This is a genomic window from Streptomyces sp. NPDC022910 (assembly GCF_055561075.1).
Genome location: NZ_JBVHHL010000029.1, coordinates 66,312 through 91,935 on the forward strand (window position 1 = coordinate 66,312; position 25,624 = coordinate 91,935).

Annotated in this window: 20 protein-coding genes and 2 pseudogenes; 12 read left to right on the forward strand and 10 right to left on the reverse strand. The window is 71.3% G+C overall.

The genetic code is table 11. The annotated features are described in order from the left end of the window. Positions 1-71: 71 nt before the first annotated feature. Positions 72-1,856, reverse strand: coding sequence for a glyoxylate carboligase (gene gcl / locus ACZ3TS_RS25695; RefSeq protein WP_467622081.1), 1,785 nt, complete (start codon positions 1,854-1,856; stop codon positions 72-74). Positions 1,857-2,047: 191 nt separating this feature from the next. Here gcl and ACZ3TS_RS25700 point away from each other — a divergent pair, with 191 nt between their 5' ends. After that, the gene (locus ACZ3TS_RS25700; protein WP_467622084.1) at positions 2,048-2,842 is read left to right on the forward strand and encodes a hypothetical protein; all 795 of its coding nucleotides are present in this window, start codon (positions 2,048-2,050) and stop codon (positions 2,840-2,842) included. A gap of 18 nt (positions 2,843-2,860) precedes the next feature. Here the strand turns inward: ACZ3TS_RS25700 and ACZ3TS_RS25705 are convergent, their stop codons facing one another. Both ACZ3TS_RS25705 and ACZ3TS_RS25710 read right to left on the reverse strand, forming a co-directional pair. Continuing rightward, on the reverse strand, positions 2,861-4,474 hold the full coding sequence (locus ACZ3TS_RS25705) for an AMP-binding protein (protein ID WP_467622087.1): 1,614 nt from the start codon (positions 4,472-4,474) through the stop codon (positions 2,861-2,863). Beyond that, on the reverse strand, positions 4,471-6,150 hold the full coding sequence (locus tag ACZ3TS_RS25710; RefSeq protein WP_467622090.1) for an AMP-binding protein: 1,680 nt from the start codon (positions 6,148-6,150) through the stop codon (positions 4,471-4,473). The genes ACZ3TS_RS25705 and ACZ3TS_RS25710 overlap by 4 nt, the downstream gene beginning before the upstream one ends. A 101-nt stretch (positions 6,151-6,251) precedes the next feature. On the opposite strand from ACZ3TS_RS25710, the gene ACZ3TS_RS25715 reads away from it, so the two are divergent. The 4 genes from ACZ3TS_RS25715 (at position 6,252) to ACZ3TS_RS25730 (ending at position 12,099) form a co-directional block, all read left to right on the forward strand. Then, positions 6,252-7,088, forward strand: a complete 837-nt coding sequence (locus tag ACZ3TS_RS25715) for a helix-turn-helix transcriptional regulator (RefSeq protein WP_467622093.1) — start codon at positions 6,252-6,254, stop codon at positions 7,086-7,088. Positions 7,089-7,312: 224 nt separating this feature from the next. Further along, complete coding sequence (locus ACZ3TS_RS25720) at positions 7,313-10,123, forward strand: helix-turn-helix transcriptional regulator (protein WP_467622095.1); 2,811 nt, start codon at positions 7,313-7,315, stop codon at positions 10,121-10,123. A 226-nt stretch (positions 10,124-10,349) separates the two neighbouring features. After that, positions 10,350-11,141 (forward strand): S1 family peptidase, encoded by a 792-nt coding sequence (locus ACZ3TS_RS25725; RefSeq protein ID WP_467622098.1) that lies wholly within the window; start codon positions 10,350-10,352, stop codon positions 11,139-11,141. 310 nt (positions 11,142-11,451) lie between these two features. After that, the gene (locus tag ACZ3TS_RS25730; protein WP_467622167.1) at positions 11,452-12,099 is read left to right on the forward strand and encodes a LysE family translocator; all 648 of its coding nucleotides are present in this window, start codon (positions 11,452-11,454) and stop codon (positions 12,097-12,099) included. Positions 12,100-12,194: 95 nt separating this feature from the next. Here ACZ3TS_RS25730 and ACZ3TS_RS25735 read toward each other — a convergent pair whose 3' ends face one another. Beyond that, the gene (locus ACZ3TS_RS25735; protein ID WP_467622101.1) at positions 12,195-13,331 is read right to left on the reverse strand and encodes a winged helix DNA-binding domain-containing protein; all 1,137 of its coding nucleotides are present in this window, start codon (positions 13,329-13,331) and stop codon (positions 12,195-12,197) included. A 146-nt stretch (positions 13,332-13,477) separates the two neighbouring features. On the opposite strand from ACZ3TS_RS25735, the gene ACZ3TS_RS25740 reads away from it, so the two are divergent. The 5 genes and pseudogenes from ACZ3TS_RS25740 (at position 13,478) to ACZ3TS_RS25760 (ending at position 16,775) form a co-directional block, all read left to right on the forward strand. Continuing rightward, entirely contained in the window at positions 13,478-14,638 is a 1,161-nt protein-coding gene (locus ACZ3TS_RS25740) for a magnesium and cobalt transport protein CorA (protein WP_467622104.1), read from the forward strand. A 252-nt stretch (positions 14,639-14,890) separates the two neighbouring features. Further along, entirely contained in the window at positions 14,891-15,574 is a 684-nt protein-coding gene (locus ACZ3TS_RS25745) for a DUF899 family protein (protein WP_467622106.1), read from the forward strand. 25 nt (positions 15,575-15,599) lie between these two features. Then, positions 15,600-15,773: a hypothetical protein gene (locus ACZ3TS_RS25750; protein WP_467622109.1), complete on the forward strand. Its 174-nt coding sequence runs from the start codon at positions 15,600-15,602 to the stop codon at positions 15,771-15,773. A gap of 146 nt (positions 15,774-15,919) precedes the next feature. Continuing rightward, a pseudogene (locus ACZ3TS_RS25755) lies at positions 15,920-16,252 on the forward strand (polysaccharide deacetylase family protein); the annotation flags it as partial. A gap of 55 nt (positions 16,253-16,307) precedes the next feature. After that, positions 16,308-16,775 (forward strand): SRPBCC family protein, encoded by a 468-nt coding sequence (locus ACZ3TS_RS25760; protein WP_467622112.1) that lies wholly within the window; start codon positions 16,308-16,310, stop codon positions 16,773-16,775. Between the two features lie 234 nt (positions 16,776-17,009). Here the strand turns inward: ACZ3TS_RS25760 and ACZ3TS_RS25765 are convergent, their stop codons facing one another. The 5 genes and pseudogenes from ACZ3TS_RS25765 to ACZ3TS_RS25785 form a co-directional block, all read right to left on the reverse strand. Next, complete coding sequence (locus ACZ3TS_RS25765; RefSeq protein ID WP_467622115.1) at positions 17,010-18,161, reverse strand: XdhC family protein; 1,152 nt, start codon at positions 18,159-18,161, stop codon at positions 17,010-17,012. Positions 18,162-18,208: 47 nt separating this feature from the next. Continuing rightward, positions 18,209-18,367, reverse strand: a pseudogene (locus tag ACZ3TS_RS25770) (NCS2 family permease); the annotation flags it as partial. Positions 18,368-18,427: 60 nt separating this feature from the next. Then, entirely contained in the window at positions 18,428-20,806 is a 2,379-nt protein-coding gene (locus tag ACZ3TS_RS25775) for a xanthine dehydrogenase family protein molybdopterin-binding subunit (RefSeq protein WP_467622118.1), read from the reverse strand. A gap of 3 nt (positions 20,807-20,809) precedes the next feature. Next, positions 20,810-21,397, reverse strand: a complete 588-nt coding sequence (locus tag ACZ3TS_RS25780) for a (2Fe-2S)-binding protein (RefSeq protein WP_467622121.1) — start codon at positions 21,395-21,397, stop codon at positions 20,810-20,812. Beyond that, positions 21,397-22,287 (reverse strand): FAD binding domain-containing protein, encoded by an 891-nt coding sequence (locus ACZ3TS_RS25785; protein ID WP_467622124.1) that lies wholly within the window; start codon positions 22,285-22,287, stop codon positions 21,397-21,399. The genes ACZ3TS_RS25780 and ACZ3TS_RS25785 overlap by 1 nt, the downstream gene beginning before the upstream one ends. A 332-nt stretch (positions 22,288-22,619) precedes the next feature. Between ACZ3TS_RS25785 and ACZ3TS_RS25790 the strand changes: the two genes are divergently transcribed. Next, a complete protein-coding gene (locus ACZ3TS_RS25790) occupies positions 22,620-24,341 on the forward strand; it encodes a PucR family transcriptional regulator (protein ID WP_467622127.1) in 1,722 nt (573 codons plus the stop codon). A gap of 152 nt (positions 24,342-24,493) precedes the next feature. Continuing rightward, the gene (locus ACZ3TS_RS25795; protein ID WP_467622130.1) at positions 24,494-25,282 is read left to right on the forward strand and encodes a hypothetical protein; all 789 of its coding nucleotides are present in this window, start codon (positions 24,494-24,496) and stop codon (positions 25,280-25,282) included. Between the two features lie 15 nt (positions 25,283-25,297). Here the strand turns inward: ACZ3TS_RS25795 and ACZ3TS_RS25800 are convergent, their stop codons facing one another. Further along, positions 25,298-25,534 carry a hypothetical protein gene (locus tag ACZ3TS_RS25800; RefSeq protein WP_467622132.1) on the reverse strand — a complete coding sequence of 79 codons (237 nt, stop codon included), beginning with the start codon at positions 25,532-25,534 and terminating at the stop codon, positions 25,298-25,300. Positions 25,535-25,624: the final 90 nt, after the last annotated feature.

Below are 25,624 nucleotides of genomic sequence, written 5' to 3' on the forward strand. Positions count from 1 at the left end.
TTCGGCCGCGGCTGGGAACAGCGTGCGGGGCGGCCTGCCGCACGGACCGGCCGCCCCGCACGCCGAGTGCGTCAGACCTTCAGTGTCCTGATGGAGGTGGGCGCGTGGCCCGGCTCGGTCGCGATCTCCTCGAACTCGACGACATTGCCGATGTCATTGGTGGTCGACATCGAGATGTTGGTGACGCGCTCCAGGATCGCCTCGACGACGACCGGCACCCGGAACTCGGCGGCGAGCTTCTTGGCCTGTTCGAAGGCGGCGCCCAGCTCGTTCGGGTCGGTCACCCGGATCGCCTTGCAGCCGAGGCCCTCGGCGACCTTCACGTGGTCGACGCCGTAGACGCCCAGTTCGGGCGAGTTGATGTTCTCGAACTCCAGGTTGACCTGGAAGTCGATCTCGAACGCCCGCTGCGCCTGGCGGATCAGGCCGAGGTAGGAGTTGTTCACCAGGACGTGGACGTACGGGATCCGGTGCTGCGCCCCGACGGCCAGCTCCTCGATCATGAACTGGAAGTCGTAGTCGCCGGACAGGGCGACCACGGACGCCTCCGGATCGGCCACGGCGACGCCGAGGGCGGCCGGGACGGTCCAGCCGAGCGGCCCGGCCTGACCGCAGTTGATCCAGTGACGCGGCTTGAAGACGTGCAACATCTGGGCGCCCGCGATCTGCGAGAGACCGATGGTGGAGACGTACCGGGTCTCAGGGCCGAAGGCCTTGTTCATCTCCTCGTAGACGCGCTGCGGCTTGATCGGGATGTCGTCGAAGTGCGTACGGCGCTGGAGGCGGGCCCGCTTCTCCTGGGCGGCGGCGGCCCACTCGGACCGGTCGGGCAGCTCGCCCGCGGTCTTCAGCTCCCGTGCCACCTCGACGAACAGCTCCAGGGCCGCCTTCGCGTCGGAGGCGATGCCGTAGTCGGGGGCGAAGATCCTGCCGATCTGGGTGGGCTCGATGTCGACGTGCACGAACTTCCGGCCGGCCGTGTAGACGTCGAGCCTGCCGGTGTGCCGGTTGGCCCAGCGGTTGCCGACGCCCAGCACGAAGTCGGACTCCAGGAAGGTGGCGTTTCCGTACCGGTGCGAGGTCTGCAGGCCCACCATTCCGGCGTTCAGTTCGTGGTCGTCGGGGATGACGCCCCAGCCCATCAGGGTCGGGACGACCGGAGTACCCGTGAGTTCCGCGAATTCCACGAGGAGTCCGGCGGCGTCGGCGTTGATGACACCGCCACCGGCGACGATCAGGGGCCGCTCGGAGGCGTTGAGGAGCTCGATCGCCTTCTCGATCTGGGCACGGGTCGCGGCGGGCTTGTAGACCGGCAGCGGCTCGTACGTCTCCGGATCGAACTCGATCTCGGTGAGCTGGACGTCGACGGGCAGGTCGATCAGGACCGGGCCGGGACGGCCCGAACGCATCAGATGGAAGGCCTGCTGGAAGACGCCCGGAACCTGGGCCGCCTCCAGGACGGTGACGGCCATCTTCGTGACCGGCCCCGCGATCGACGCGATGTCGACGGCCTGGAAGTCCTCCTTGTGGATGACGGCGGTCGGCGCCTGACCGGTGATGCACAGGATCGGGATCGAGTCCCCGGTCGCGGAGTACAGCCCGGTGATCATGTCGGTCCCGGCCGGGCCCGAAGTGCCGATACAGACGCCGATGTTTCCCGGATGCGTACGGGTGTAGCCCTCCGCCATGTGGGAGGCGCCCTCGACATGACGGGCGAGGGTGTGGCGGATCCCACCGGAGGCCTTCAGGGCCGCGTAGAAGGGGTTGATCGCCGCACCCGGAACCCCGAACGCGTCGCTGACGCCCTCGCGCTTGAGGATCTCGACTGCCGCGCGGGCAGCGGTCATACGAGCCATTGAGTACTCCTGCTTCGGCTGTCGGACTCGCGCTCCCGTCGCACCCCGCGGTGAGCACTTCCGTATTACGGAATTTAACTTCTACTATCTGGAAACAATGTAGGGTCGGCGGGCGAGGGCCGTCAAGGGAGGACGACCTTGGAGCGCGCGGTGGACGAAGCCGAGGACAAGCGAGGGCGCAAAGGAGCACCATGGGAGCGCTGTCCCGACGTGACGCCTTGGAGTGGGCCATGCCCGAGAGCGTGCCGGTGCACTGTCCGGCCTGTCGGCGCGAGCACGTCTACACCGCGCCGGCCTATCCCTGCGTGTGCGGCACGCCCGTCGCCCCGCCGCTGAACCGTCTCTCGGCCCCCTCCGTCGTCACCCATCGCACCTGGGACGAGGAATGGGTCACGGTCCGCTGTGAGATGTGCGGCCGGGAGGACCAGTGGCCCCGGCCGGAGCTCGGCTGCCCGTGCGGGACCATCCTGCGGATCCCGGTGCACCTGGTGCCGGGGCCATTGGACCGTCCGGCCCCGGTGGATCCCGACGAGGTCCCGGACGCCGGAGCCCCGCGCGCGGAGAGCATCGGGCCCCCGGCACGCGGCGAGGGCCCGGAGCCGGCCCGTGCCACCTTCCAGCCCGTCGCCATCCGCACCGCACGGGACGCCGTCACCGCCGCGGCGCTCTATCTGCGCTGGCTCGGTTACCGCGGCGTCCGGCGCGCCGACCAGCGGCCACCGAACGGGATCGGGCTCGCGGCGCGCGGGGTCCTGGCTCAGGTGGACCCGACCGTGCGCCCGGCCTCGCTGCGGGACGTGGAGTGCCTGTGGCTGACCGCCCTGTCGGAGTCCGCCCGTTGCGTCTACTTCTCCCTCGCGGGGTACGCCGACGACGCCCGTACCGTGGCCGACCGCCTCGGCGTCCCGCTCTTCGTCCTCGATCTCACCGGCACTCCGCAGCCGGTGAACACCTCGGCCGACGACCTGGCCGCCGGCCGGACGTGAGGCTCGCCGGCCCTCGCCCTACGCCCGGTCCGCGTAGGTCTCCCGCAGCTCGATCTTGCGTACCTTCCCGGAAACCGTCATCGGGAAGGAGTCGAGGATCCACACCCTGCTCGGGATCTTGTAGTGCGCCAGCTGCCCCTCACAGAAGGCCCGCAGCTCCTCCAGCGTCGGCGGATCGGCCGGATCGCGCGGGATGACACAGGCCAGGACCTCCTCGCCGTAGCGCTCATGGGGAACTCCGACCACCTGCACGTCGGCGATCTTCGGATACGCGTACAGGAACTCCTCGATCTCGCGCGGGTAGACGTTCTCACCGCCACGGATGATCATGTCCTTGATACGGCCGACGATCTCGACGTAGCCGTCCTCGCGCATGGTCGCCAGGTCGCCGGTGTGCATCCAGCGGCCGGGGTCGACGGCCTCCGCGGTCTTCTCGGGCTCGTTCCAGTAACCGAGCATCACGCTGTAACCGCGGGTGCACAGTTCGCCCGCGGAGCCGCGCGGCAGGGTCACTCCGGTCACCGGGTCGACGACCTTGACCTCGATGTGCGGCAGGACCCGGCCGACGGTCGCGGTGCGATGCTCGAGGTCGTCGTCCATCCGCGTCTGCAGCGACACCGGCGAGGTCTCCGTCATGCCGTAGCAGATGGACACCTCCTCCATGTGCATCTCGGCGACCACCCGCTTCATGACCTCGACCGGGCAGGGCGAGCCCGCCATGATCCCGGTGCGCAGGGACGAGAGGTCGTACGTCGCGAAGTCGGGCAGGTTCAGCTCGGCGATGAACATCGTCGGCACGCCGTACAGGGACGTGCACCGCTCCTGCTGCACCGCCCGCAGCGTGGCCGCCGGTTCGAAGGACGGCGCCGGGATCACGATGCACGCGCCGTGGGAAGTGGCGCCCAGATTTCCCATGACCATGCCGAAGCAGTGATAGAACGGGACGGGCAGACACACCCGGTCCTGCTCCGTGTAGCCGATCGTACGGCCCACCCAGTAGCCGTTGTTGAGGATGTTGTGGTGGGAGAGGGTCGCCCCCTTCGGGAAGCCTGTTGTGCCGGAGGTGTACTGAATGTTGACGGGGTCGTCGCAGCTCAACTCCCCGGCGATGGAGGCGAGCCGCTCGTGCGGCACCGAGGCCGCGCCCGCGGTGAGCGCGTCCCAGGACGGGTCGCCGATGTACACCGTCTCGCGCAACTCGGGGCAGCGGCCGCGCACTCGGCCGACGAGCTCCCGGTAGTCGCTGCTCTTGTGGGCCAGGGAGGCGACCAGGAGCGAGACCCCGGCCTGACTCAGCACGTACTCCAACTCGTGGGCCCGATAGGCGGGGTTGATGTTCACCATGATCGCGCCGATGCGGGCGGTGGCGTACTGGATCAGCACCCACTCGGGGCAGTTGACCGCCCAGATGCCGACCCGGTCGCCCTTGCCGACGCCCTTGGCGATCAGCCCCAGCGCCACCTCGTCGACGGCGGCCCCGAACTCGGCGTAGGTCCAGCGGCGTCCGGAGGGCACGTCCACCAGGGCGTCACGGTCGGGGTACGCGGCGATCGCGCGGTCCAGGCCGGCTCCGATGGTGTCGCCGAGCAGCGGTGTGCCGCTGGTCCCGTGCGTGTACGACAGTTCCGTCACCGGAAGTCCTCCTCGCGGTACTCGTGTGCGGAGCCCGCGGCCGTGGCCTCGCGCAGTTCGATCCGGCGGATCTTGCCCGAGACGGTCTTCGGCAGTTCACCGAACTCCAGGCGGCGGAGACGCTTGTAGGGGGCGAGGACCTCGCGGGAGTGTTCGAAGAGGACCTTCGCGGTGTCCGGGCCGGGCTCCCAGCCGGCGGCGAGCACGATGTACGCCTTCGGGACGGAGAGGCGCAACTCGTCCGGTGCGGGCACCACGGCCGCCTCGGCCACCGCCTCGTGTTCGAGGAGCGCGCTCTCCAGTTCGAAGGGAGAGATCTTGTAGTCGGACGCCTTGAAGACGTCGTCGGCACGCCCGATATAGGTAATGTATCCCTCTTCGTCCCGCGAGCCGATGTCGCCGGTCCGGTAGTAGCCGCCCGCCATGGCTTCCGCCGTGCGGTCCGCGTCACCGTGGTAGCCCGTCATCAGGCCGACGGGCCGGACGGACAGGTCGAGCGAGATCTCGCCCTCCTGCGCGCCCGGCGCCCCGGTCACCGGGTCGAGCAGTTCGACGCGGAAGCCGGGGCTGGGCCGGCCCATGGACCCTGTCTTCAGCGGCTGGCCGGGGCTGTTGGAGACCTGCACGGCCGTCTCCGTCTGTCCGAAGCCGTCCCGGATGGTCACGCCCCAGGCGCGCCGCACCTGCTCGATCACCTCGGGATTGAGCGGCTCACCGGCGGCGACGGCCTCGCGCGGCGGTGTGCGCAGCTGGGTGAGCTCGGCCTGGATCAGCATGCGCCACACGGTCGGCGGGGCGCAGAAGGTGGTGACGCCCGCGCGGTCCATCTCGACCATCAGCCGGGCGGCGTCGAAGCGGGTGTAGTTGTGCAGGAAGACGGTCGCCTCCGCGTTCCACGGGGCGAAGAGATTGGACCAGGCGTGCTTGGCCCAGCCCGGCGAGGAGATGTTGAGGTGCACGTCCCCGGGCTTCAGGCCGATCCAGTACATCGTCGCCAGATGGCCGATCGGATACGAAACGTGGGTGTGCTCGACCAGCTTGGGGCGGGCGGTGGTGCCCGAGGTGAAGTAGAGCATCAGCGGGTCGTCGGCACGGGTGGGCCCGTCCGGCTCGAATTCCGCGCCGGAGGTGCAGGCGTCCTCGTACGCCCGCCAGCCCTCGGGCGCGCCCCCGACCGCGATCCGGGTGTAGTCGCCGGGCACCTCGTCGAACTTGGCGGTGTCCTCGGCGCGGACGACGATGTGCCGGACCCGGCCGCGGTCGACGCGGTCGCGCAGGTCGGCGGGTCCGAGCAGCGGGGTGGCCGGGATGACGACCGCACGCAGCTTCATCGCGGCCAGCGCGGTCTCCCACAGCTCGGCCTGGTTGCCGAGCATCACCAGGATGCGGTCCTCGGCACCCACCCCCCACGCGCGCAGCCGGTTCGCCACCCGGTTCGAGCGCTCCGACATCTCGGTGAAGGACAGCCGGGTGGTGGCCCCGTCCTCCTCCACGATGTGCAACGCGGTGCGGTCGTTGCGGTCTGCAATGACGTCGAACCAGTCGAGTGCCCAGTTGAAGTACGCCGGACGCGGCCAGCGGAAGCCCTCGTAGGCCGTGGCGTAGTCCTCGCGGTGCGCCAGCAGGAAGTCCCGCGCGGTGCGGAACGCGTCCGTCGCGTCGCTGTTCGCCGTCATGTGTCCTCCTCATTGCCGGACAGCCACCTAACATCGTGTAATCCGTGAGGCAGGTCTCACCACCCCCGAACGGGGGTGCGCCACGACGAAGGGGCGAGCACGTGGCAGCTGACGCAGCCGAGGCGGTGGAGGTGCGGGGCGCGCTGGTGCGGCTGCGGCGTGCGACAGGGCTGCCGGTCGCCTTCGGCGGCCTGGTGGAGTCCGGGCGGGCGCAGATACGCATCAGCGAACTCAGCGGCAACGCCACCACGGCGCTCAGCGCACTCGCCGTCGTCTCCGGCAACGGACTGGGGGGCAAAGTGGTCGCGCTGGCCCGGCCCTGTGCGGTGACCGACTATTCGGCCTCCCGGCGGATAAGCCACGAGTACGACGTGGCGGTGGCGACGGAGGGCCTCAAGTCCGTGCTGGCGGTGCCGGTCGTCGTACGGCGCCGGGTGCGCGGTGTGCTGTACGGCGCCCTGCGGACGGCACAGCCGCTCGGCGACCGCATGCTGAATGCGGCGGTGGAGGCGGCGCGGGACGTGGAACAGGCGCTGGTGGCGCGCGACGAGGCGCGTGCCCTGCTGACGGCCGTGCCGCAGCCTGCGGCACCGGCCGGCGCGGCCTGGGAGCAGGTGCGCGAGGTCCATGGCGCACTGCGGACACTGGCGCAGCGGATCGAGGACCCGGCGCTACGGGCCGAACTCCTCGAGGTCTGCGGGCGCCTGGCGGGCGCGGCGTCCCCCGGCTCCCCGGCGCGGGCCGCGGGTCTGTCCCCGCGGGAGGTGGACGTCCTGTCGTGTGTGGCGGTGGGCTCGACCAACGCGGCGGCCGCGGAGCGGCTGGGGCTGCGCCCCGAGACCGTCAAGGGCTATCTGCGCTCGGCGATGCGGAAGTTGGGGGCGCACTCCAGGTGGGAGGCGGTGGTTGCGGCACGGCGGGCGGGCGTCCTGCCGTAGGCCCCGCGCCTGTTGCCGGCCCGGTCCACCCCGCAGCATGACGACGGATTACCACCCACCCGCCCTTTTTGCGCTCACCTGGATTGTCGGCGTCCCGTTCATTGGACACCCCCGTGAATTTCCTTGTGCCGCACCGCTGTTATTTCCCTCACCCACGCCGTCTGTCCGAATTTCAAAGACTGGTTGCCTAATATTGGCCAGGACACGACACACGGAGGGGAGCGGTGACCGTGCGACGGGACTTCCAGGAGCCTGCGAGACCCCGCCCCGACCTGGTCATCGGCCGGGAGGAGCTGTTCGCCGGAGCGCGCGAACAGCTCGCCGCCGGGGGAAGTGTGCTGGTGCACGGCCCTGCCGGAATAGGAAAGTCGACGGTCCTGCGCGCGTTGGCCGCGGAATACGGTGAAGCGGTGCGCACCGTGTTGCGCTGCTCGGCGACCGAGTCCGAATCCCATCTGCCCTTCCTGGCCCTCGCCGACCTGCTCGGTCTCGTCGTGGACGAGGTCGCCTGGCAACTGCCCGCCCCGCAGCGCACCGCCCTGGAGTCCGCGCTCACCGGCCGCGGCGAGTCCACGCTGCAGCGGGACGGACTCGCGCTGCGGCTCGCGGTGCTGTCCACTCTGCGCGCGCTCGCCTCCCGCGGTCCCGTGCTCATCGTCGCCGACGACCTCCAGTGGCTGGATCCGGCCAGCGCCGAACTCCTCGGCTTCGCCGCGCGGCGCCTGGGCGGCACGCCCGTGCAGCTGCTGTGCGCGGTCCGTACGCACACCGAGCCGCAGGGCCAGGACCACGACCGCTACCTGAGCGCGTCCCCGCCGGACACGCTGGCGGTCAGGGTCAACCCGCTCTCCCGCACCCAGGTCGCCGAACTCCTCCACCACCGCGGCTACACCGGCCTGCCCCGCTCCACCGTCCGGGACATCCACGGCACCAGCGGCGGCAATCCGCTGTTCGCGCTGGAACTCGGCCGTGCCCTCTTCGAGAGCACGACGCCACCGAGCCCCGGTGAGCCGCTGCCCGTCCCGACCTCGCTGCGCGCCCTTGTGCTCAACCGGCTGGAAGCTCTGTCACCTGAGGCGCGCCGCACGCTGCTCGTGGCGAGCGCGGGGGCGCGGCCCACGCTGGCCCTGCTGCACGCGGCGGGCCGGGAGAACGCGGAGGCGGAGACCGCCCAGGCCGCCGCGCTCGGGCTGCTGGCGACGGAACGGGACGCGCCGGGCGTACGCTTCGCGCATCCGCTGATATCGGCCGCGCTGTACGCGCAGGCCGGCGCGCAGGAGCGGCGCGCCGCGCACGCGGCGCTGTCGACGGCGGCCTCCGATCCGATCGAGCGGGCCCGGCATCTCGCCCTGGCTACCACCGGCACGGACCCCCAGGTGGCAGCACGCCTCGGCGAGGCCGCGGCCGCCGCCCGGGACCGGGGGGCGCCGTCGGTGGCCGCGGGACTCGGGCTGCTCGCGGCCCGGCACACCCCCGTCGACGCGGTACCGGGGCCGGAGGCACGGCGGCTTCAGGCGGCCGAGGACGCACTGACCGCCGGGGAGACCGACTTCGCGCGGGACATCGCCCACGAGGTGCTGGCCCGTGCGACCGAGCCCGCGGACCGGGTGCGGGCGTGGATGGTCGTGATCGACGCCGCCGGGCACGCGATGGCCGAGGTCGACGCGGTCTTCCCACAGGCGCTGGCCGACGCGGGCGACGATCCGCGGCTGCTCACCCTGGTGCACTATCAGCTCGCCTGGCGGGCGCTGCTCGTGGAGGGAGACTTCGAGCGGGCGAGGGAGGAGGGCGCGCTCGCCGCGGACCTGGCGGCGCGGGCCGGCGACCGGCGCAACGAACTGCTGGCGCTGGCCTTCCAGGCCCAGGCCGAGACGCTGATGGGGCATCCGGACGCACCCGCGACCATCAAGCGGGCACTGAAGGAGCCGCAGGACCCGCGGGTGGCGTGCGACCACAACGGCGCAGGCGCCGTACGGTTCCGCTGGCTGATCATGAGCGACCAGCTGGCCGACGCCCGCAAGACGGTCAGCGCGCTGCTGCGTGAGGCGCGGCGGCGCGGGATGGTCGAGGCCGAGGTGCACTTCCTGCGCGGGCTCGCCGAGACCGAACTGCGGGCCGGGCACTGCGGGCGGGCACTGGACCTGGCGCGGGAGAGCCTCCGGCTGGCACGGGACACCGGGATCGGGGAGGCCGCGAGCGCGATGCTCACCTCGCTCGCGGAGGCGGCGGGCGGCGAGGTGGACCGGGCGCTGACGCTGGCCCGCGAGGCGGTGGGACGCGCCGAGGAAGACGGTGACGTGATCTATCTGTCGCGGGCGCTGGCCGCGCTGGGGCACGCCCAGCTGGTGGCCGGGGACGCGGTGGGGACGGTCCATTCCCTGCGCCGGGTCAGGGAGTTGGAGGAGGGCCTCGGGGTCACCGATCCGGCCCGGGGGCGCTGGCACGGCGACCTCGCCGAGGCACTGGTGCGCATCGGGGAGCCGGCCGAGGCGCAGGACGTCGTGGACGCCACCCGCGCCCGGGCGCTGCGGCTCGGCCGGGGGAGCGTGCTCGCGGTACTGGACCGGGCGGAGGCCCTGATCCGCGCCGGGCGCGGGGACACCGAGGCGGCGAAACGGCAGTTGACGTCGGCCCAGGACCGGCTGACCAAGCTGGGCTACGGCCTGGAGGAGGCACGGGCGGCCTACGCGCGGGCGGGGCTGCGCACCCCGCGGCCGGGACCGACGTCGTACGACGAGGCCGCCCGGCTCTTCCGCCGCTGCCGCGCCATGCCGTGGCTGCGACAGGTGGAGACGGCCACCGTCACCGGCCCTGCCCAGCCGCCCCTGGCCGCGGCCGCCCTCGACACCCTGGCCGCGACGGAGCGGCAGGTGGCCGCGCTGGTCATGGAGGGCGCGACGAACCGGGAGATCGCGGCGCGCCTGTTCATCAGCGTGAAGACGGTGGAAGCGACGCTCACACGCGTCTACCGCAAGCTGGGGATCCGGTCACGGGTGGACATCGTGCGGCTGGCGGCGGGGCACCATCCGGGCTGAACAGCTGCTTCCAGCAGGCAGGTTGAAGGTATACGCGCGCAGACCGAGGGTTTTCCCTGCCCAACTCTCCTTAGGGGGTTCCCTCATTGGGAGCAGGCCCCTCCGGCTCCTAGCGTAAGTGCCGTGCCGCTCGCCGGGCACACGGGGGTCGGTGCAGAGTCCGAGAACTCCCGTGCACCACCCCCCACCCGCGCGACCCCCCACCGGCAACCCCTTGAGGAGACTCATGTTCGGGATGAACCGCGCCAGAAAGACCGTCGCTGCCGCCATAGCGACCGCCGCCGCCACGAGCGCACTGCTGGGCGCACCTGGCGCCGTCGCGGCGGTCCAGCCGAAGATCGTGGGCGGCTCGACGACCACGACCACCGCATACCCGTTCATGATGCAGATCACGGACTCCTCCGGCAGCCAGTTCTGCGGCGGCACCCTGGTCGCGGCCAGGAAGGTCGTCACCGCCGCGCACTGCATGGTCGGCGAGACCACCAGCAGCGTCCGCGTGGTCGGCGGCCGCACCTACCTCAACGGCACGAACGGGACGGTCAGCAAGGTCAGCAAGATCTGGATCAACCCCGACTACACGGACGCGACCAACGGCGACGACGTGGCCGTGCTGACCCTGTCGACCTCGATGCCGTACACCACGGCGTCGTACGTCTCCTCCTCCCAGACGAGCGTGTACGCGGCCGGCACCACCGCCCGCATCCTCGGCTGGGGCACCACCTCCGAAAGCGGCAGCTCCTCCAACCAGCTCCGCACCGCGACCGTGCCGATCGTGTCGGACGCCAGCTGCAGGAGTTCGTACGGCTCCGACTTCGTCGCGAGCGACATGGTGTGCGCCGGATATTCCTCCGGCGGCGTGGACACCTGCCAGGGCGACAGCGGCGGTCCCCTGCTCATCGGGGGCGTCCTGGCAGGCATCACTTCCTGGGGCAACGGCTGTGCCGAGGCCGGTTACCCGGGTGTCTACACCCGGCTGACCACCTTCTCGAGCCTGGTGACCGTGCAGGTCAACTCGTAGTCCCAGCAGAACTCCTGAGTACCACTCAGGTAGATACCAGGGGGCGTTGCGGGCCTCCACGAGCGGCCCGCAACGCCCCCTCTCCAACTCCCAGGCCGCGAGCCGGCGCATGTCGCCGAGGCGCGAGCGGTCCGCCCCGCACGATGTGCAGCCCCCTGCTCTCGGCTTCGTTCGAGCGGGCGCACACCCATCGCCGCCCGACCGAAGTGCGGCTGCTCTGCGACCGTCGCGAAGTGACCGAGCTGCCGCAGTTCCCTGGCCACGACTCCATGCGCCCTGATTCCATGAGCGCCGGAGGGAAGTGATGAGCATGGTGTCCACGGACCGTTTTCTGGCTTTCGCCGCGATGTCCCTGCTGGTGATCGTGATCCCGGGCCCGAGCGTGCTGTTCGTGATCGGCCGGGCGCTGGCCCACGGCCGCCGCACCGCCGTGGCGACCGCGATCGGCAATGTCTTCGGCTCCTATCTGCTGGTGGTGGCCGTCGCGGTCGGCATCGGCTCGTTGGTCGAACGCTCGGTGACCGTCTACCTGGCGGTCAAGCTGGCGGGCGCGGCGTATCTGGTCTTCCTGGGGGTGCAGGCGTTCCGGCACCGTGGCGAGCTGAAGGCGTCGGCGATCGGGGAGACGCCGACGGGCCCGGCACGCGGTGATCTCCGTACGGTTCTGGACGGCGCCCTGGTCGGGGTGACCAACCCGAAGGGCGTGGTGTTCTTCGCCGCCGTACTGCCCCAGTTCGTGAACCACTCGGCCGGTCACGTGCCGCTTCAGATGCTGCTGCTGGGCCTGATCCCGATCTCGATCGGCCTGATCACGGACACCCTGTGGGGGCTGACCGCGTCCGTGGCCCGCTCCTGGTTCGCCCGCTCGGACCGCCGGCTGTCGCTGATCGGCGGCGCGGGCGGGTTCACGATGATCGGGCTGGGGGTGACGGTGGCGGTGACGGGACGGGCGGACTGAGGCGCGAGGGCGTACGACGGTCGGCGTCACGGCCGTACGACGGTCGGCGTCACGGCCGTACGACGGTCGGCGTCACGGCCGTACGACGGTCGGCGTCACGGCCGTACGACGGTCCCGAAGCGGATGTCGTACGCGCCACCCGGATGCATGACCGTGAGCATCCGCTCCCCTTCCGCGGTCACGTCCTGCCGCTGGGCCTTGCTCAGCCTGCCGAAGGGCTCGATGACGAGTGCGTCCCCCTCCAGCTTCCACACTCCGGCCAGGAACCCGTCGACGAGCAGCGTGCGGTAAGCCTGGTTGCCCGCCCAGCTGCGGCCCTTGAGATCGGGGGGCACGACGCGGGTGCGGTCGGCGTGGGAGAGGAGCAGGTTGTCGAACTCGGGCAGGAAGCGGGGCGGGGCGGGAGTGTCGGGGTCGGGCCGGGGAGCGTCGGGGAGGTCGAAGAGTTCCACCCCGTTCGGGTCCCGGAAGGTGACGAGCCGGGGGCGGAGGCGTTCGAAGGCTTCCCGAAGGAGGGTGAGTCCGGCCCAGGTCTGCATGTCCTTCACGGAGGCGGGCCCGAATGCGGCGAGATAGCGCAGGACGGTGTCGTCCGGGGTGGGGGTCGCTTCGGCGGGGCGGCCGAGCCAGCCCTCGGCGGTGGTGAGCGCGACCTGGCCGCTCCTGCCCCACAGTCCGCGCGGGGTGACCTGGACGAGGGGCAGCAGACAGCGCGCGGCGATGGAGAGGGCCTGCGGGTCGGCGTCCGGCCACTGGACGAGCAGTTCCTCGCGCAGCTGCTTCATGGTGCGCGGTTCGGCCTCGACGAGGTCGCGGGCGAGCGCGGTGAGCCGGTCCAGGTCGACACCGGCGAGACCCTTGCGGAAGAGGGTGAGCTCGCGGTCGCGGGCGGGCTGCACCAGCGGGCGCAGAGTGAGGCAGTCGTCGGCGGTGTGGGTGTGGAGGGTGGACCGCATGGTGACGATGCGGACGACCTCGCGGTCGGCCATGAGACGCGAGAGCCGCTCCGGCGCGAAGCCGTCGAGCCGGGCGGCGAGCGCGTAGTAGGGGGGCTTGACGTTCTGCGCCTGGAGCCCGAGGAGATGCTCGACGGCCGTCTTCGCGGGCAGCGGCGCGCGGCGCAGCAGGAGCTGACGGTCGAGGGTGGCACGGTTGAGGGCCCTGGGGCCGAGGACGGGGGCTGCGGACGCCGTCCCGACCGGCTGCCGTGTCGCGGGGCTCGTCTTCGTCATGCGCTGCACGCTATCCCTGCTTGCGGACAGCTGCTGTCCGCAACCCTCACAGAATCCTGGCCGCGCTCCCCACTCCCACACCGTTTGCCCCGTATATCCTGCTCCGAGATCACATAGACGTACGTTCGACACGGGAGGCAGCCGCGATGTCCGAGCGTCGTGCACGTCCGGCCCCGAGGAACGGCAGGAGGTCGGCCTGGCGCCGCGCCCTCACCCAGGCGGCGGCACCGCCCGCGAAACCTTCGGCGCCCCCTCCCGACCCGGCACCCGCGGAGCCGGCGGACACGGGCAGTATCGTCGAGGCCGCCCTGTACCGGGACGGTGTCCGCGTCTCGTCGCCCGCCTCCCTGGCCGACACCTTCCGCCAGCTGCGCGACGAGCCGGACGGGATGGCGTGGATCGGCCTGGCCCGTCCGACCGAGTCCGAACTCCTCTCGCTGGCCGCTGAGTTCGACCTGCACCCGCTCGCGGTGGAGGACGCGATGGAGGCGCATCAGCGGCCGAAGCTGGAACGGTACGGCGACACGCTGTTCGTCGTGCTGCGCGCCGCCCGCTATCTGGACGCTCCCGAGGAGGTCGACTTCGGCGAACTGCACGTGTTCGTCGGCCCGGACTTCGTCATCACGGTCCGCCACGGCGCGGCCCCGGACCTGTCGGCCGTGCGCCGCCGCATGGAGGAGTCACCGGATCTGCTGAAGCTGGGCCCGGAGGCGGTGCTGTACGCGATCCTGGACGCGGTGGTCGACGGGTACGCCCCTGTGGTCGCCGGCGTGCAGAACGACATCGACGAGATCGAGACCGAGGTCTTCCGCGGCGACCCGGAGGTCTCCCGCCGCATCTACGAACTCTCCCGGGAAATGGTGGAGTTCCAGCGCGCCACCCGCCCCCTGGTGGGCATGCTGCACAACCTGACGGCGGGCTTCGCGAAGTACGGCACGGACGAGGAACTCCAGCGCTATCTGCGCGACGTGGCCGACCACGTCACACACACCAGCGAACGCGTCGACAGCTTCCGCCAGGCCCTGGCGGACATCCTCACGGTGAACGCCACGCTGGTCACACAGCAGCAGAACGCGGAGATGCGGGCGCTGGCGGAGGCGGGCTTCGAGCAGAACGAGGAAATCAAGAAGATCTCTTCGTGGGCGGCCATTCTGTTCGCGCCGACGCTGGTCGGCACGATCTATGGGATGAACTTCTCCCACATGCCGGAGTTGCACTGGGTGTTCGGCTACCCGTTCGCGATCGTCCTGATGGCGGTCGTATGCATCAGTTTGTACATCATCTTCAAACGGCGAGACTGGCTCTGAGGGCTGTCCGGTGACGCGAGGACGCCGGCAAGCGCGGGAACACGGACCACTGTCGGGACGACGCACAGAGCTCTGCGTGAATGCCGTGAAGAGGCGCGCCTCGGGCGAAGGGCGAACGGACCAGGGTGGGCGCCCCGACCTGCCGGCGATGTCCTGCCATTCGAACCAGACGGACTTCTGCTCAACTGTCGGCCAACCTCACAACCGCCATAGACTCGAATGGCCTCGAGGGCTTCCACCCAGGAGGACGCCATGTTGCGGCACACCCGGCTGCCCGGCGAGTCAGCGGACTATCTCTCCGCCCGCGAAGAGCTCCGCCTCGCCGAGATCGACCTCATGCGCCACCGCGAGAAAGTCGCGGCTCAGCGGCGGGCCCTCCCCCAGGGGCCGCCGGTCGACGACTACACCTTTCTCGAAGGCCCTGCCGACCTCGACGCGGGCGACACCCCTGTCCGCGAGGTCACCCTGAGCGAGCTGTTCACCGCCCCGGACCGGCCACTGATCGTCTACCACCTCATGTACGGCAAGCTGCAGACCGAGCCGTGCCCGATGTGCACCCTCTGGATCGACGGCTTCAACGGCGTCGCCCACCACATCGCCCAGAACGCCGACTTCGCCGTCGCCGCGGCCGCCGACCCACCCGCCCTCAGGCAGCACGCGCGCAACCGCGGCTGGTCCCGACTACGCCTGCTGAGCTGCGGGGACAGCACCTTCAAGTACGACCTCGGCAGCGAGGACAAGGACGGTGAGCAGGACTCCACCATCTCCGTCTTCACCCGGGACGGTGACGGCACGGTCCGCCACTTCTACTCCGCACACCCGCGCATGGCCGACGACGTCGACCAGCGGGGCATCGACCTCCTCAACCCGGTCTGGCACCTCCTCGACCTGACGCCGGGCGGCCGCGAAGACTGGTACGCGCGACTGGACTACTGACCGTGGCCATGGGCCCGGGACCCCCGTGCTCGCGCCGACAGCGAAGCCCACATCCAGCTGCCGGGGCGCCGCGCGCAGTGCCACCGAGCTGATCGGCCTGCGCGCCTCGGCGATCGCCGAGGCCATCGAATACGCGGTTGCCCGGCCGGCGGGCGTCGACGTGAACGAAATCGTCGTCCGTCCCACGGTCCAGAACTGATCACTCCCCGTTTCCCGCGCCCAGCGGGGGCAACTCGTCGCGGCGTGCGGGCCGACGCCCCGGGACGCACGTCAGCGGCGGGAAGTGGCCGTGGACGCAAGGTAGGCCAGGGGCCCGGCTGGCGGCTGGTCACCAGCGCGACCGTACTCACCGGGCACCGGCCCACATTGATACGTCCGCCTCAGGGACGTACGAACGACACGGTGCACCGGATCAGCCGTGAACTGGGCCTCGCCGAGGTGCTGTGGAGCGTCACCGTCAAGGACTACACGACCAACGACTCCGATCTGATCCGGAAGCGGGTGCTGGAGCAGGCGTCACGGGACGGGATCATCCTGCTCCACGACATATATCCGGGCACGGTGCCCGCGGTGCCCGGGATCATCGACGCGCTCAAGGCACGCGGGTACGTGTTCGTGACGGCGCCCCAGCTGCTGGCACCGGGGAAGGCGAAGCCGGGCACCGTCTACCGGCCCTGAACCATCTGTGCGTGCCTGATGACGGAATCACGACACCGCTGCGTACCATCCCCCGGTGGTCCTCTTCCGCATCGAACGCGTCACCCCGCTCCCCGTCGACCAGGCCTGGCTCCGCCTCACGGACTGGCCCCGCCATGGGGATGTGGTGCCGCTGACCAGGGTCACGGTGCTCACCCCGGCGCCGACGGCGGCGGGCACGGTGTTCGTGGCCCGCACCGGCGCCGGCCCGCTCGCCTTCGACGACCCGATGGAGGTGGTCGCCTGGATCCCTCCGAAGCGGTGCCGTCTGGCGAAGCGTGGCGGATTCGTCACGGGGTGGGCGGAGATCGAGGTGCATCCGTACGGCGCGGGACGATCGCGTGTGGTGTGGCGGGAGGACCTGTCCGTACGCCTGCTTCCGGCGTTGTTCGACCGTCCGCTCGGGTTGGCGGCCCGGTGGATGTTCGGGCGCGCGGTGGACGGGCTGCTGGCGCGCGGTCCGCGATCCGATGTCGGTGGCGGCGTCTGGAGTCCCCCTCCATGACCGAGACCACGCACCTCAGACGACCAGAGCCTCGTACCACAGGGTGGCCGCGGACTACGACCGGCTGCACAGGGACCAGTTGGCGAACATGCCCTTCGACCGTGCCATGTCGGCGGTGTTCGCGGAGCGGGTGCTGGACGGCGGAGGCGGGCTCGTCGGGGATCTCGGATGCGGTCCGGGCCGGGGTGACGGCCTATCTGGAGAAACTCGGGCTCGACGCGTTCGGGACTCCCCTCAGGCCACGGTCCCGATCCGCCCCGCCATGACCGGCGTCGCGTCGCGGTGGATCGGGGTGTGCGCACCGGTGAGGGAAACGCCGCTGCCGCCACGGCGGGCCGCGACGATCTCCGAGGCGATGGACAGGGCGGTCTCCTCGGGCGTACGGGCACCGAGATCGAGACCGATCGGTGACCTCAGACGCGCCAGTTCCAACTCGCTGACGCCGACCTCGCGCAGGCGCGCGTCGCGATCCAGGTGGGTGCGGCGCGAGCCCATCGCGCCGACGTAGGCGACCGGCAGGCGGAGCGCCAGCTTGAGCAGCGGTACGTCGAACTTGGCGTCGTGGGTGAGCACGCACAGCACCGTGCGGCCGTCGACCTCCGTGCGCTCCAGGTACCGATGCGGCCACTCGACGACGATCTCGTCGGCCTCCGGGAAGCGGGTGCGGGTGGCGAAGACGGGGCGGGCGTCGCACACGGTGACGCGGTAGCCCAGGAACTTGCCGATGCGGGCGAGCGCGGAGGCGAAGTCGATCGCGCCGAACACGATCATCCGGGGCGGCGGGACGGAGGACTCGACCAGAACCGTGAGCGGTGCCCCGCAGCGCGAGCCCCGCTCTCCGATCTCCAGGGTGCCCGTACGGCCGGCGTCCAGGAAGGCGCTCGCCTCCGCGGCCATCGTGCGGTCGAGGTCGGGGTGGGCGCCGAAGCCGCCCTCGCATGCGCCGTCGGGACGGACGAGCAGCGCCCGTCCGAGCAGTTCGGCCGGACCGCTCACGATCCGCGCGAGGGCCGCGGCCGAACCGGAGGCCGCGACGGCCAGCGCGGACGCGAGCACCGGGCGGGCGGCATCGGCCGCCCGTACCGGGGTGACGAGGATGTCGATGACGCCGCCGCAGGTCAGGCCGACGGCGAAGGCGTCATCGTCGCTGTACCCGAAGCGCTCCAGCACGGTTTCGCCGTCCTGGAGCGCCTGCAGGCACAGGTCGTAGACCGCGCCCTCCACGCAACCGCCGGAGACCGAGCCGATCGCCGCGCCGTCGGCGTCCACCGCGAGGGCGGCACCCGGCTGGCGGGGGGCGCTGCCGCCGACCGCCACCACCGTGGCGACGGCGAAGTCGCGTCCCTGCTCGACCCACCGGTGCAGCTCTTCGGCGATGTCCAGCATCTCTCGGTCTCCTTGACGGCGTTGGTGTGCAGGGCTCTTGGGGGTGTCTAGTGGACGCCCAGCCAGCTCTCGATCGGGTTGAGGGCGGAGTAGAACAGGAAGACGGCCGTCAGCCCCCACATGAAGGCGCCGACCTCGCGCGCCTTGCCCTGGGCCGCCTTGATGGCGACGTACGAGACGACACCCGCGGCGACACCCGTGGTGATGCATCGGGGATCTGGGGGACGGAGTCCCCCAGGGACATTCACCTGCTCAACCCCGGAGGGTCACGTGCCCGTGAGGTGTTCGGGCCGTACCGGCGTCCTGTTCAGCTCCAGGCCCGTGGCGTTGCGGATCGCCGCCAGCACCGCAGGGGTCGAGGACAGGGTGGGCGCCTCGCCGATGCCGCGCAGCCCGTACGGGGCGTGCTCGTCGGCGAGTTCGAGCACGTCGACCGGGATGGTCGGCGTGTCGAGGATGGTGGGGATCAGATAGTCAGTGAAGGACGGGTTCTTCACCTTGGCCGTCTTCGGGTCGACGACGATCTCCTCCATGACCGCGATGCCCAGCCCCTGTGTCGTACCGCCCTGGATCTGGCCGAGGACGGACAGCGGGTTGAGCGCCTTGCCGACGTCCTGGGCACAGGCCAGTTCGATGACCTTGACCAGGCCCAGCTCGGTGTCGACCTCGACCACGGCGCGGTGCGCGGCGAAGGAGTACTGGACGTGGCCGTTGCCCTGTCCGGTGCGCAGGTCGAAGGGCTCGGTCGGCCGGTGCCGCCACTCGCGCTCGATCTCGACGGCCTCGTCGCCGAGGACGTCCACCAGGTCGGCGAGCACCTCGCCGCCGTCGGTGACGACCTTGCCGCCCTCCAGCAGCAGCTCTGCCGTGGCCCAGGCGGGGTGGTAGGAGCCGAACTTGCGGCGCCCGATCTCCAGGACCTGCTCGCGTACCAGCTCGCACACGTTCTTCACGGCGCCACCGGTGACGTAGGTCTGGCGGGAGGCGGACGTCGAACCCGCGGAGCCCACCTGGGTGTCGGCCGGATGGATGGTCACCTGGTTGACGCCCAGTTCGGTGCGGGCGATCTGCGCGTGGACGGTGACACCGCCCTGGCCGACCTCCGCCATCGCCGTGTGCACGGTGGCGACGGGCTCGCCCGCGACGACCTCCATACGGACCTTGGCGGTGGAGTAGTCGTCGAAACCCTCGGAGAAGCCCACGTTCTTGATGCCGACCGCGTATCCCACTCCGCGTACGACGCCTTCGCCGTGCGTGGTGTTGGACAGGCCACCGGGCAGCTGCCGTACGTCCACTCCCTCGGAGCTCTCCCACTGGCGCTCCGGCGGCATCGGCATCGCCTTGACGCGGCGCAGGAGTTCGGCGACCGGGGCCGGGGAGTCGACCGGCTGGCCGGTCGGCATGACGGTGCCCTGTTCCATGGCGTTGAGCTGCCGGAACTCGACGGGGTCCATGCCGAGTTCCTTCGCCGCCTTGTCCATCTGCGCCTCGTAGGCGAAGCACGCCTGGACCGCGCCGAAGCCGCGCATGGCCCCGCAGGGCGGGTTGTTGGTGTAGAGGGCGATGGCCTCGATGTCGACGTCGTCGACGACGTACGGGCCGATGCCCAGCGAGGAGGCGTTGCCGACGACCGCGGGGGATGCGGAGGCGTAGGCGCCGCCGTCGAGCACGATCCGGCACTTGACGTGGGTCAGCTTCCCCTCGCGCGTGGCGCCGTGCTCGTAGTACAGCTTCGCGGGATGGCGGTGCACATGGCCGAAGAAGGACTCGAAGCGGTTGTAGACGATCTTGACCGGTTTGCCGGTGCGCAGTGCCAGCAGGCAGGCGTGGATCTGCATCGACAGGTCCTCGCGGCCGCCGAACGCGCCGCCCACGCCGGCCAGCGTCATCCTCACCTTCTCCGGCGGCAGGCCCAGGACGGGTGCGATCTGCCGCAGGTCCGAGTGGAGCCACTGGGTGGCGATGTACAGGTCGACACCGCCGTCCTCCGCCGGGACCGCGAGTCCGGACTCGGGGCCGAGGAAGGCCTGGTCCTGCATGCCGAAGTGGTACTCGCCCCTGACGATCACGTCGGCCCGCTTCGCGGCCTCGTCGGCGTCGCCGCGGACGATCGGCTGGCGGTGGACGATGTTCGGGTGCGGAACGTGGCCGATGTGGTCGTCGGTGCGGTTCTCGTGGACGAGGATCGCGTCCGGGGCGGTCGCGGACGTCTCGTCCGTGATGACCGGCAGTTCGCGGTAGTCCACCTTGATCTTGGCGGCGGCACGGCGCGCGGTCTCCGGATGGTCGGCGGCGACGATCGCGACCGGCTCGCCGTGGTGGCGGACCTTGCCGTGGGCGAGGACCGGGGTGTCCTGGATCTCCAGACCGTAGTTCTTCACCTCGGTCGGCAGGTCGTCGTACGTCATGACGGCGTGGACGCCCGGCGTCGCGAGGGCCTCGGAGGTGTCGATGGACACGATCTCGGCGTGCGCGACCGTCGAGCGCAGGATCTGACCCCAGAGCATGTCCTCGTGCCACATGTCGGACGAGTACGCGAACTCGCCCGTGACCTTGAGCGTGCCGTCCGGGCGGAGCGTGGACTCGCCGATGCCGCCCCTGGTCTGTGAGCCCTGCGTGATCTTGGTGGGAGCACCGTTGGGCATGTTTCAGACCCCCTCGGACTGCCGGGCGGCCGCCAGGCGGACCGCGTCCATGATCTTCTCGTAGCCGGTGCAGCGGCACAGGTTGCCCGACAGCGCCTCGCGGATGTCCGCGTCGGTCGGGTTCGGGTTGCGCTCGAGCATCTCGTCGGCGGCGACCAGCAGCCCCGGGGTGCAGAAGCCGCACTGGACGGCGCCCGCGTCGATGAAGGCCTGCTGGATCGGGGAGAGCGTCGCACGCGGGAAGGTGCCCCCCTCGCCGGTCTGCGAGTCGGTGCCCTTGGCCTGCCGGTGCTTGGCCTCGTCCACAGACGTGCCGCAGGCGCCGGTCCCGCAGGACCGCTGCTTGGCGTACTCCGCCAGGCCCTCGACCGTGACGACCTCACGGCCCTCCACCTGGCCCGCCGCGACCAGACAGGCACACACCGGCACTCCGTCCAGGCGTACGGTGCAGGACCCGCACTCGCCCTGCTCGCAGGCGTTCTTCGAACCCGGCAGGCCGAGCCGCTCGCGCAGGACGTACAGCAGGCTCTCGCCCCCCCACACGTCGTCGGCTTCCTGCGGACGTCCGTTGACAGTGAAGTTGACGCGCATTACGCAGCTCCCTCCGAGGTGCGGGCGGTGCCGCGGTACGACTCCCAGGTCCAGGTCAGCGTGCGGCGCGCCATGACGCCGACCGCGTGGCGGCGGTAGCTCGCGGTACCCCGGACGTCGTCGATCGGATTGCAGGCGGCGGAACACAGGTCCGCGAACTGCTTGGCGACCGACGGAGTGATGATCTTTCCGTTGTCCCAGAAAGCGCCCTCTTCGAGCGCCGCGTTCAGAAACTCCTCGGCGGCCCTGGCCCGGACAGGAGTCGGGGCCGCGGAGCCGATGCCGGTGCGGACCGTGCGGGTCTCCGGGTGCAGGGCGAGACCGAAGGCGCACACCGCGATGACCATCGCGTTGCGGGTGCCGACCTTGGCGTACTGCTGCGGGCCGTCGGCCTTCTTGATGTGGACGGCGCGGATCAGCTCGTCGGGTGCCAGTGCGTTGCGCTTCACGCCGGTGTAGAACTCGTCGATCGGGATGCGGCGGGAGCCGCGCACCGACGCGGCCTCGACCTCGGCGCCGGCCGCCAGGAGAGCGGGGTGGGCGTCGCCGGCCGGGGAAGCGGTGCCGAGGTTGCCGCCGACGCCGCCGCGGTTGCGGATCTGCGGGGAGGCGACCGTGTGGGAGGCGAGGGCCAGGCCCGGCAGCTCGGTCCGCAGGTTGTCCATGATCTTCGAGTACGGGACCGAGGCCCCGAGCCGCACGCTGTCCTCGCCGAGCTCCCACTCGGCGAGCTCGCCGATGCGGCCCAGGTCCATCAGGTACTCGGGCCTGCGGTGGTCGAAGTTGATCTCGACCATCACATCGGTGCCACCCGCAATCGGCACGGCGGTGGGGTGCTCTGCCTTGGCGGCGAGCGCCTCCTCCCAGGTTGCGGGGCGAAGGAAGTCCATGACCGGCTCTCTTCTTCGTCTCGTGGGCGTCGGGGTCGAGCCAGATCTGGTGCGGCGGGCCCGGCTCGTTACATGTCCTGTTCACGCGGGGTGGGGTCAGTACACCGCCCCGCCCTCGCCCGAGGTCAGTCACCGAAACCATGAAGGAGTTGGCTGGCCAGGGCGCCCATCTTGTAGATTCATATGAACGGAAGCCATCAGTAACCTCTCCGCTTTCCTCTGGAAACACCGCGCACAGCCAGGGGGAATCGCGAGCACAGCTTCCGAAACCCCAGGCCGAAGCCCAGGCCGAGCGACCATGGATTTCTGAACAAGAACGGCGGCGACGAGACATGCGGCTGCGCGCACTGCTGAACACCGACGCGCTGGGGCTGCGGCTGCTCGGCGGCGAGGACGAACTGGACCGCACCGTGCGCGGCGTGATGACCACGGATCTCAAGGACCCCAGCCGCTATCTCTCCGGCGGCGAACTGGTCCTCACGGGCCTGGCGTGGCGGCACGACGCCGCCGACTCCGAGCCCTTCGTCCGCATTCTCTCAGGTGCGGGCGTCGCCGCGCTCGCCGCGGGCGAGGCGGAGCTGGGCGACATCCCGGACGACCTGATCGTGGCCTGCGCCCGGCACCGGCTGCCGCTGTTCGCCGTCCACGAGTCGGTGGCGTTCGCCACGATCACCGAGCACGTCGTACGGCAGGTCTCCGGCGAGCGGGCCGGGGACCTGGCGGCCGTGGTGGACCGGCACCGGCGGATGATGACCTCGGGCCCGGCGGGCGGCGGCCCGGACGTCGTCCTGGACCTGCTCGGCTCCGACCTGGACCTGCGCGCCTGGGTGCTCTCCCCCACCGGCCGGCCGATCGCCGGTCCGACGCCGGGGCTCACGGCGGACGTGTGCGCCCAGCTGGCCACCGAGCACCTGGCGGCGGCGCGCACGGGCCGCCGCGGACCCCACCGGGTGACCGTCGGTACGACGACGTACTCGCTCTTCCCGATCCACAGCTCGGGGCACCGCCCAGCGGTGGCAGGGGGTGGCCGTACGGGCGGCGCCTCACGGGACGTGCGCGAGACGGTGCTGTCCGACTGGCTCCTCGCCGTCGAGGCGGACGCCGGGGACTGGGCCGAGGAACGACTCGACCTGCTCCAGGGCGTCACCCAGTTGATCGCGGTCGAACGGGACCGGCGGGACGCGGCACGCACGGTGCGGCGGCGGCTCGCGCAGGAGGTCCTGGAGCTGGTGCAGACGGGGGCCGCGCCCGCCGAGATCGCGGCCCGGCTGCGGGTCGCCGCACCCGTGCTGCTGCCCGGCCTCGGGGCGGCCCCGCACTGGCAGGTGGTCGTGGCCCGGGTCGAGTGGGACGGCGGCACGGTCGAGGGCGGGCCGGTCGCCCAGTCGCTGCTGGAGGAGATCCTCGTCGACACTCCCCCGAGCTCTTCGAGCAAGGGGTACCCCCAGTCGACCGGTCCGGAGAACTCCGACCGCATCGCGGTGGCCCGGACGGGGGACGAGGCGGTCGCACTCGTCCCGCTTCCCGCGGTCTCCTCGGAGCACGACGGTTCCGAGACCGGCATCGTCGCCGACGCCCTCCTGGAGGCCGTACGGGACCCCCTGTCCGCGGGGCTCGACGACGACGGACGCGTCACGCTGGGCGTCAGCGCCGCCGTGCATTCGGCCGAAGGGCTGCGCGGCGCCCTGGAGGAGGCGCGGCACGCGCGCCGGGTCGCTGCCGCCCGCCCCGGCCCGGTGTCCGCGGCCGGCCACCAGGAGCTGGCCTCGCACGTGCTGCTGCTGCCGTTCGTCCCCGACGACGTGCGCCGCGCCTTCACCGCCCGCCTCCTGGACCCACTGCGCGACTACGACCGCAGGCACCGCGCCGAGCTGATCCCGACCCTGGAAGCGTTCCTCGACTGCGACGGCTCCTGGACCCGTTGCGCGACCCGGCTGCACCTGCACGTCAACACGTTGCGGTACCGGGTCGGGCGTATCGAGCAGTTGACGGGTCGGGACCTTTCGCGCCTCGAGGACAAGCTCGACTTCTTCCTGGCGTTGCGCATGAGCTGAGGTCACGGAGGCGGCGAAACGGGAGGCACTGGAGGCCGCCGGGTCCCACGACTTTGTGAAATCCTTCACCCGCCCCCTTGGCCCGGCGGCGCGATTGGTGCTGGAATGCCGCCACCACTCAACAGCTCAATGGCGTGCTCGGGGAGGGCAACGTGGCGCATACCGCCATGTCTGGTACCGGAACGACCGCAGGTGACGATCCCCTCCAGACCGCGGTGTGGCGGCTGCGCTCGCGCGCCTGCTGGGCCGACGCGGCAGCGCTTCTCCAGGCGCAGACGGCCGAGGCCTCGCTCCAGCGGGCCTCGCTGCTCGTCGAGCGGTGCCTGTACACGGAGCAGGGCTGGGAGGAGGCCGAGGACGCGCTGCGCACGGCCGAGGCTCAGGCCCACACCGACGAGGAGCGCGGCGCCGCGGCCTGTGAGCGCGGCCAACTGGCGTACGCGGCCACGCTGCACGGCGTACGGGACCGGGTCGACGAGGCACGCGCCGCGCTCGGCCGGGCGGCGGCGCTGATCCCGCCGGGTGCCCCGGGCCGGGCACTGCTGGACTTCCGGCGAGGACTCCTCGCCGAGAACCTCGCCCGCTCCCCGCAGGCTGCCCACGCCGCCTATCGGCGCGCCCACGCGAACGCCTCCGCGCAGGGCGACGCGCTGCTGCTCTCGTTCACCTGGCGCCATCTGGCCGGACTGGCCCTGCGCGACGGCGAGGTGGCGGAGGCACGGCACGGCTTCGCCGAGTCGTTGCGGATCCGCGAGGAGCTGGGCTACCTCGTCGGTACGGCGCCGGCGCTGGCGTCGCTCGCGGACACGGAGACCGAGCCGGAGGCCTCCCGGCTGCGGGCCGAGGCGGCCCGGCTGTTCCGGTTGCTGGGCGGCGTACCCACGTGGCTGGCGCGGCAACTGGCCTCGGTGAAACCAGCGGCAGGACCGGCGGCTTCTTAGCGACGGCCCGGCCGCTCACAGGCTCCGGATGAACGCCCACAGGGCGCTGCGGAATTCGGGGTCGTGGGCGAGGAGGACCACGGCGGCGACGAGGACGAGGAACGTCAGCAGTGAGCCGAGGCCGTCCGCGCCGGGCCGCCGCTTCGGCTCCGCTGAGCGGCCGCGGGACTCGTACCGGTACACCTCGGCCCGGCCGGCACCCGGCCGGTCCTCGCGGCCGCGCTGGGCCTGCCGGCCCGGATCGGGCATCATCGTCGGTCACCCCCCGTGGGACACCCGTCCCTCACCGGGCAGCACGCGAGGACCGCCGGAGCCGTTCCCTACTTGGTCGGCCGTTGTGCG

Excerpts from the sequence above, each read along its gene's own strand:
- gcl (WP_467622081.1), bottom strand. The coding sequence starts at position 1,856 with ATGGCTCGTATGACCGCTGCCCGCGCGGCAGTCGAGATCCTCAAGCGC.
- ACZ3TS_RS25700 (WP_467622084.1), top strand. The coding sequence starts at position 2,048 with ATGGGAGCGCTGTCCCGACGTGACGCCTTGGAGTGGGCCATGCCCGAG.
- ACZ3TS_RS25710 (WP_467622090.1), bottom strand. The coding sequence starts at position 6,150 with ATGACGGCGAACAGCGACGCGACGGACGCGTTCCGCACCGCGCGGGAC.
- ACZ3TS_RS25725 (WP_467622098.1), top strand. The coding sequence starts at position 10,350 with ATGTTCGGGATGAACCGCGCCAGAAAGACCGTCGCTGCCGCCATAGCG.
- ACZ3TS_RS25730 (WP_467622167.1), top strand. The coding sequence starts at position 11,452 with ATGGTGTCCACGGACCGTTTTCTGGCTTTCGCCGCGATGTCCCTGCTG.
- ACZ3TS_RS25735 (WP_467622101.1), bottom strand. The coding sequence starts at position 13,331 with ATGACGAAGACGAGCCCCGCGACACGGCAGCCGGTCGGGACGGCGTCC.
- ACZ3TS_RS25740 (WP_467622104.1), top strand. The coding sequence starts at position 13,478 with ATGTCCGAGCGTCGTGCACGTCCGGCCCCGAGGAACGGCAGGAGGTCG.
- ACZ3TS_RS25745 (WP_467622106.1), top strand. The coding sequence starts at position 14,891 with ATGTTGCGGCACACCCGGCTGCCCGGCGAGTCAGCGGACTATCTCTCC.
- ACZ3TS_RS25765 (WP_467622115.1), bottom strand. The coding sequence starts at position 18,161 with ATGCTGGACATCGCCGAAGAGCTGCACCGGTGGGTCGAGCAGGGACGC.
- ACZ3TS_RS25775 (WP_467622118.1), bottom strand. The coding sequence starts at position 20,806 with ATGCCCAACGGTGCTCCCACCAAGATCACGCAGGGCTCACAGACCAGG.
- ACZ3TS_RS25780 (WP_467622121.1), bottom strand. The coding sequence starts at position 21,397 with ATGCGCGTCAACTTCACTGTCAACGGACGTCCGCAGGAAGCCGACGAC.
- ACZ3TS_RS25785 (WP_467622124.1), bottom strand. The coding sequence starts at position 22,287 with ATGGACTTCCTTCGCCCCGCAACCTGGGAGGAGGCGCTCGCCGCCAAG.
- ACZ3TS_RS25790 (WP_467622127.1), top strand. The coding sequence starts at position 22,620 with ATGCGGCTGCGCGCACTGCTGAACACCGACGCGCTGGGGCTGCGGCTG.
- ACZ3TS_RS25800 (WP_467622132.1), bottom strand. The coding sequence starts at position 25,534 with ATGATGCCCGATCCGGGCCGGCAGGCCCAGCGCGGCCGCGAGGACCGG.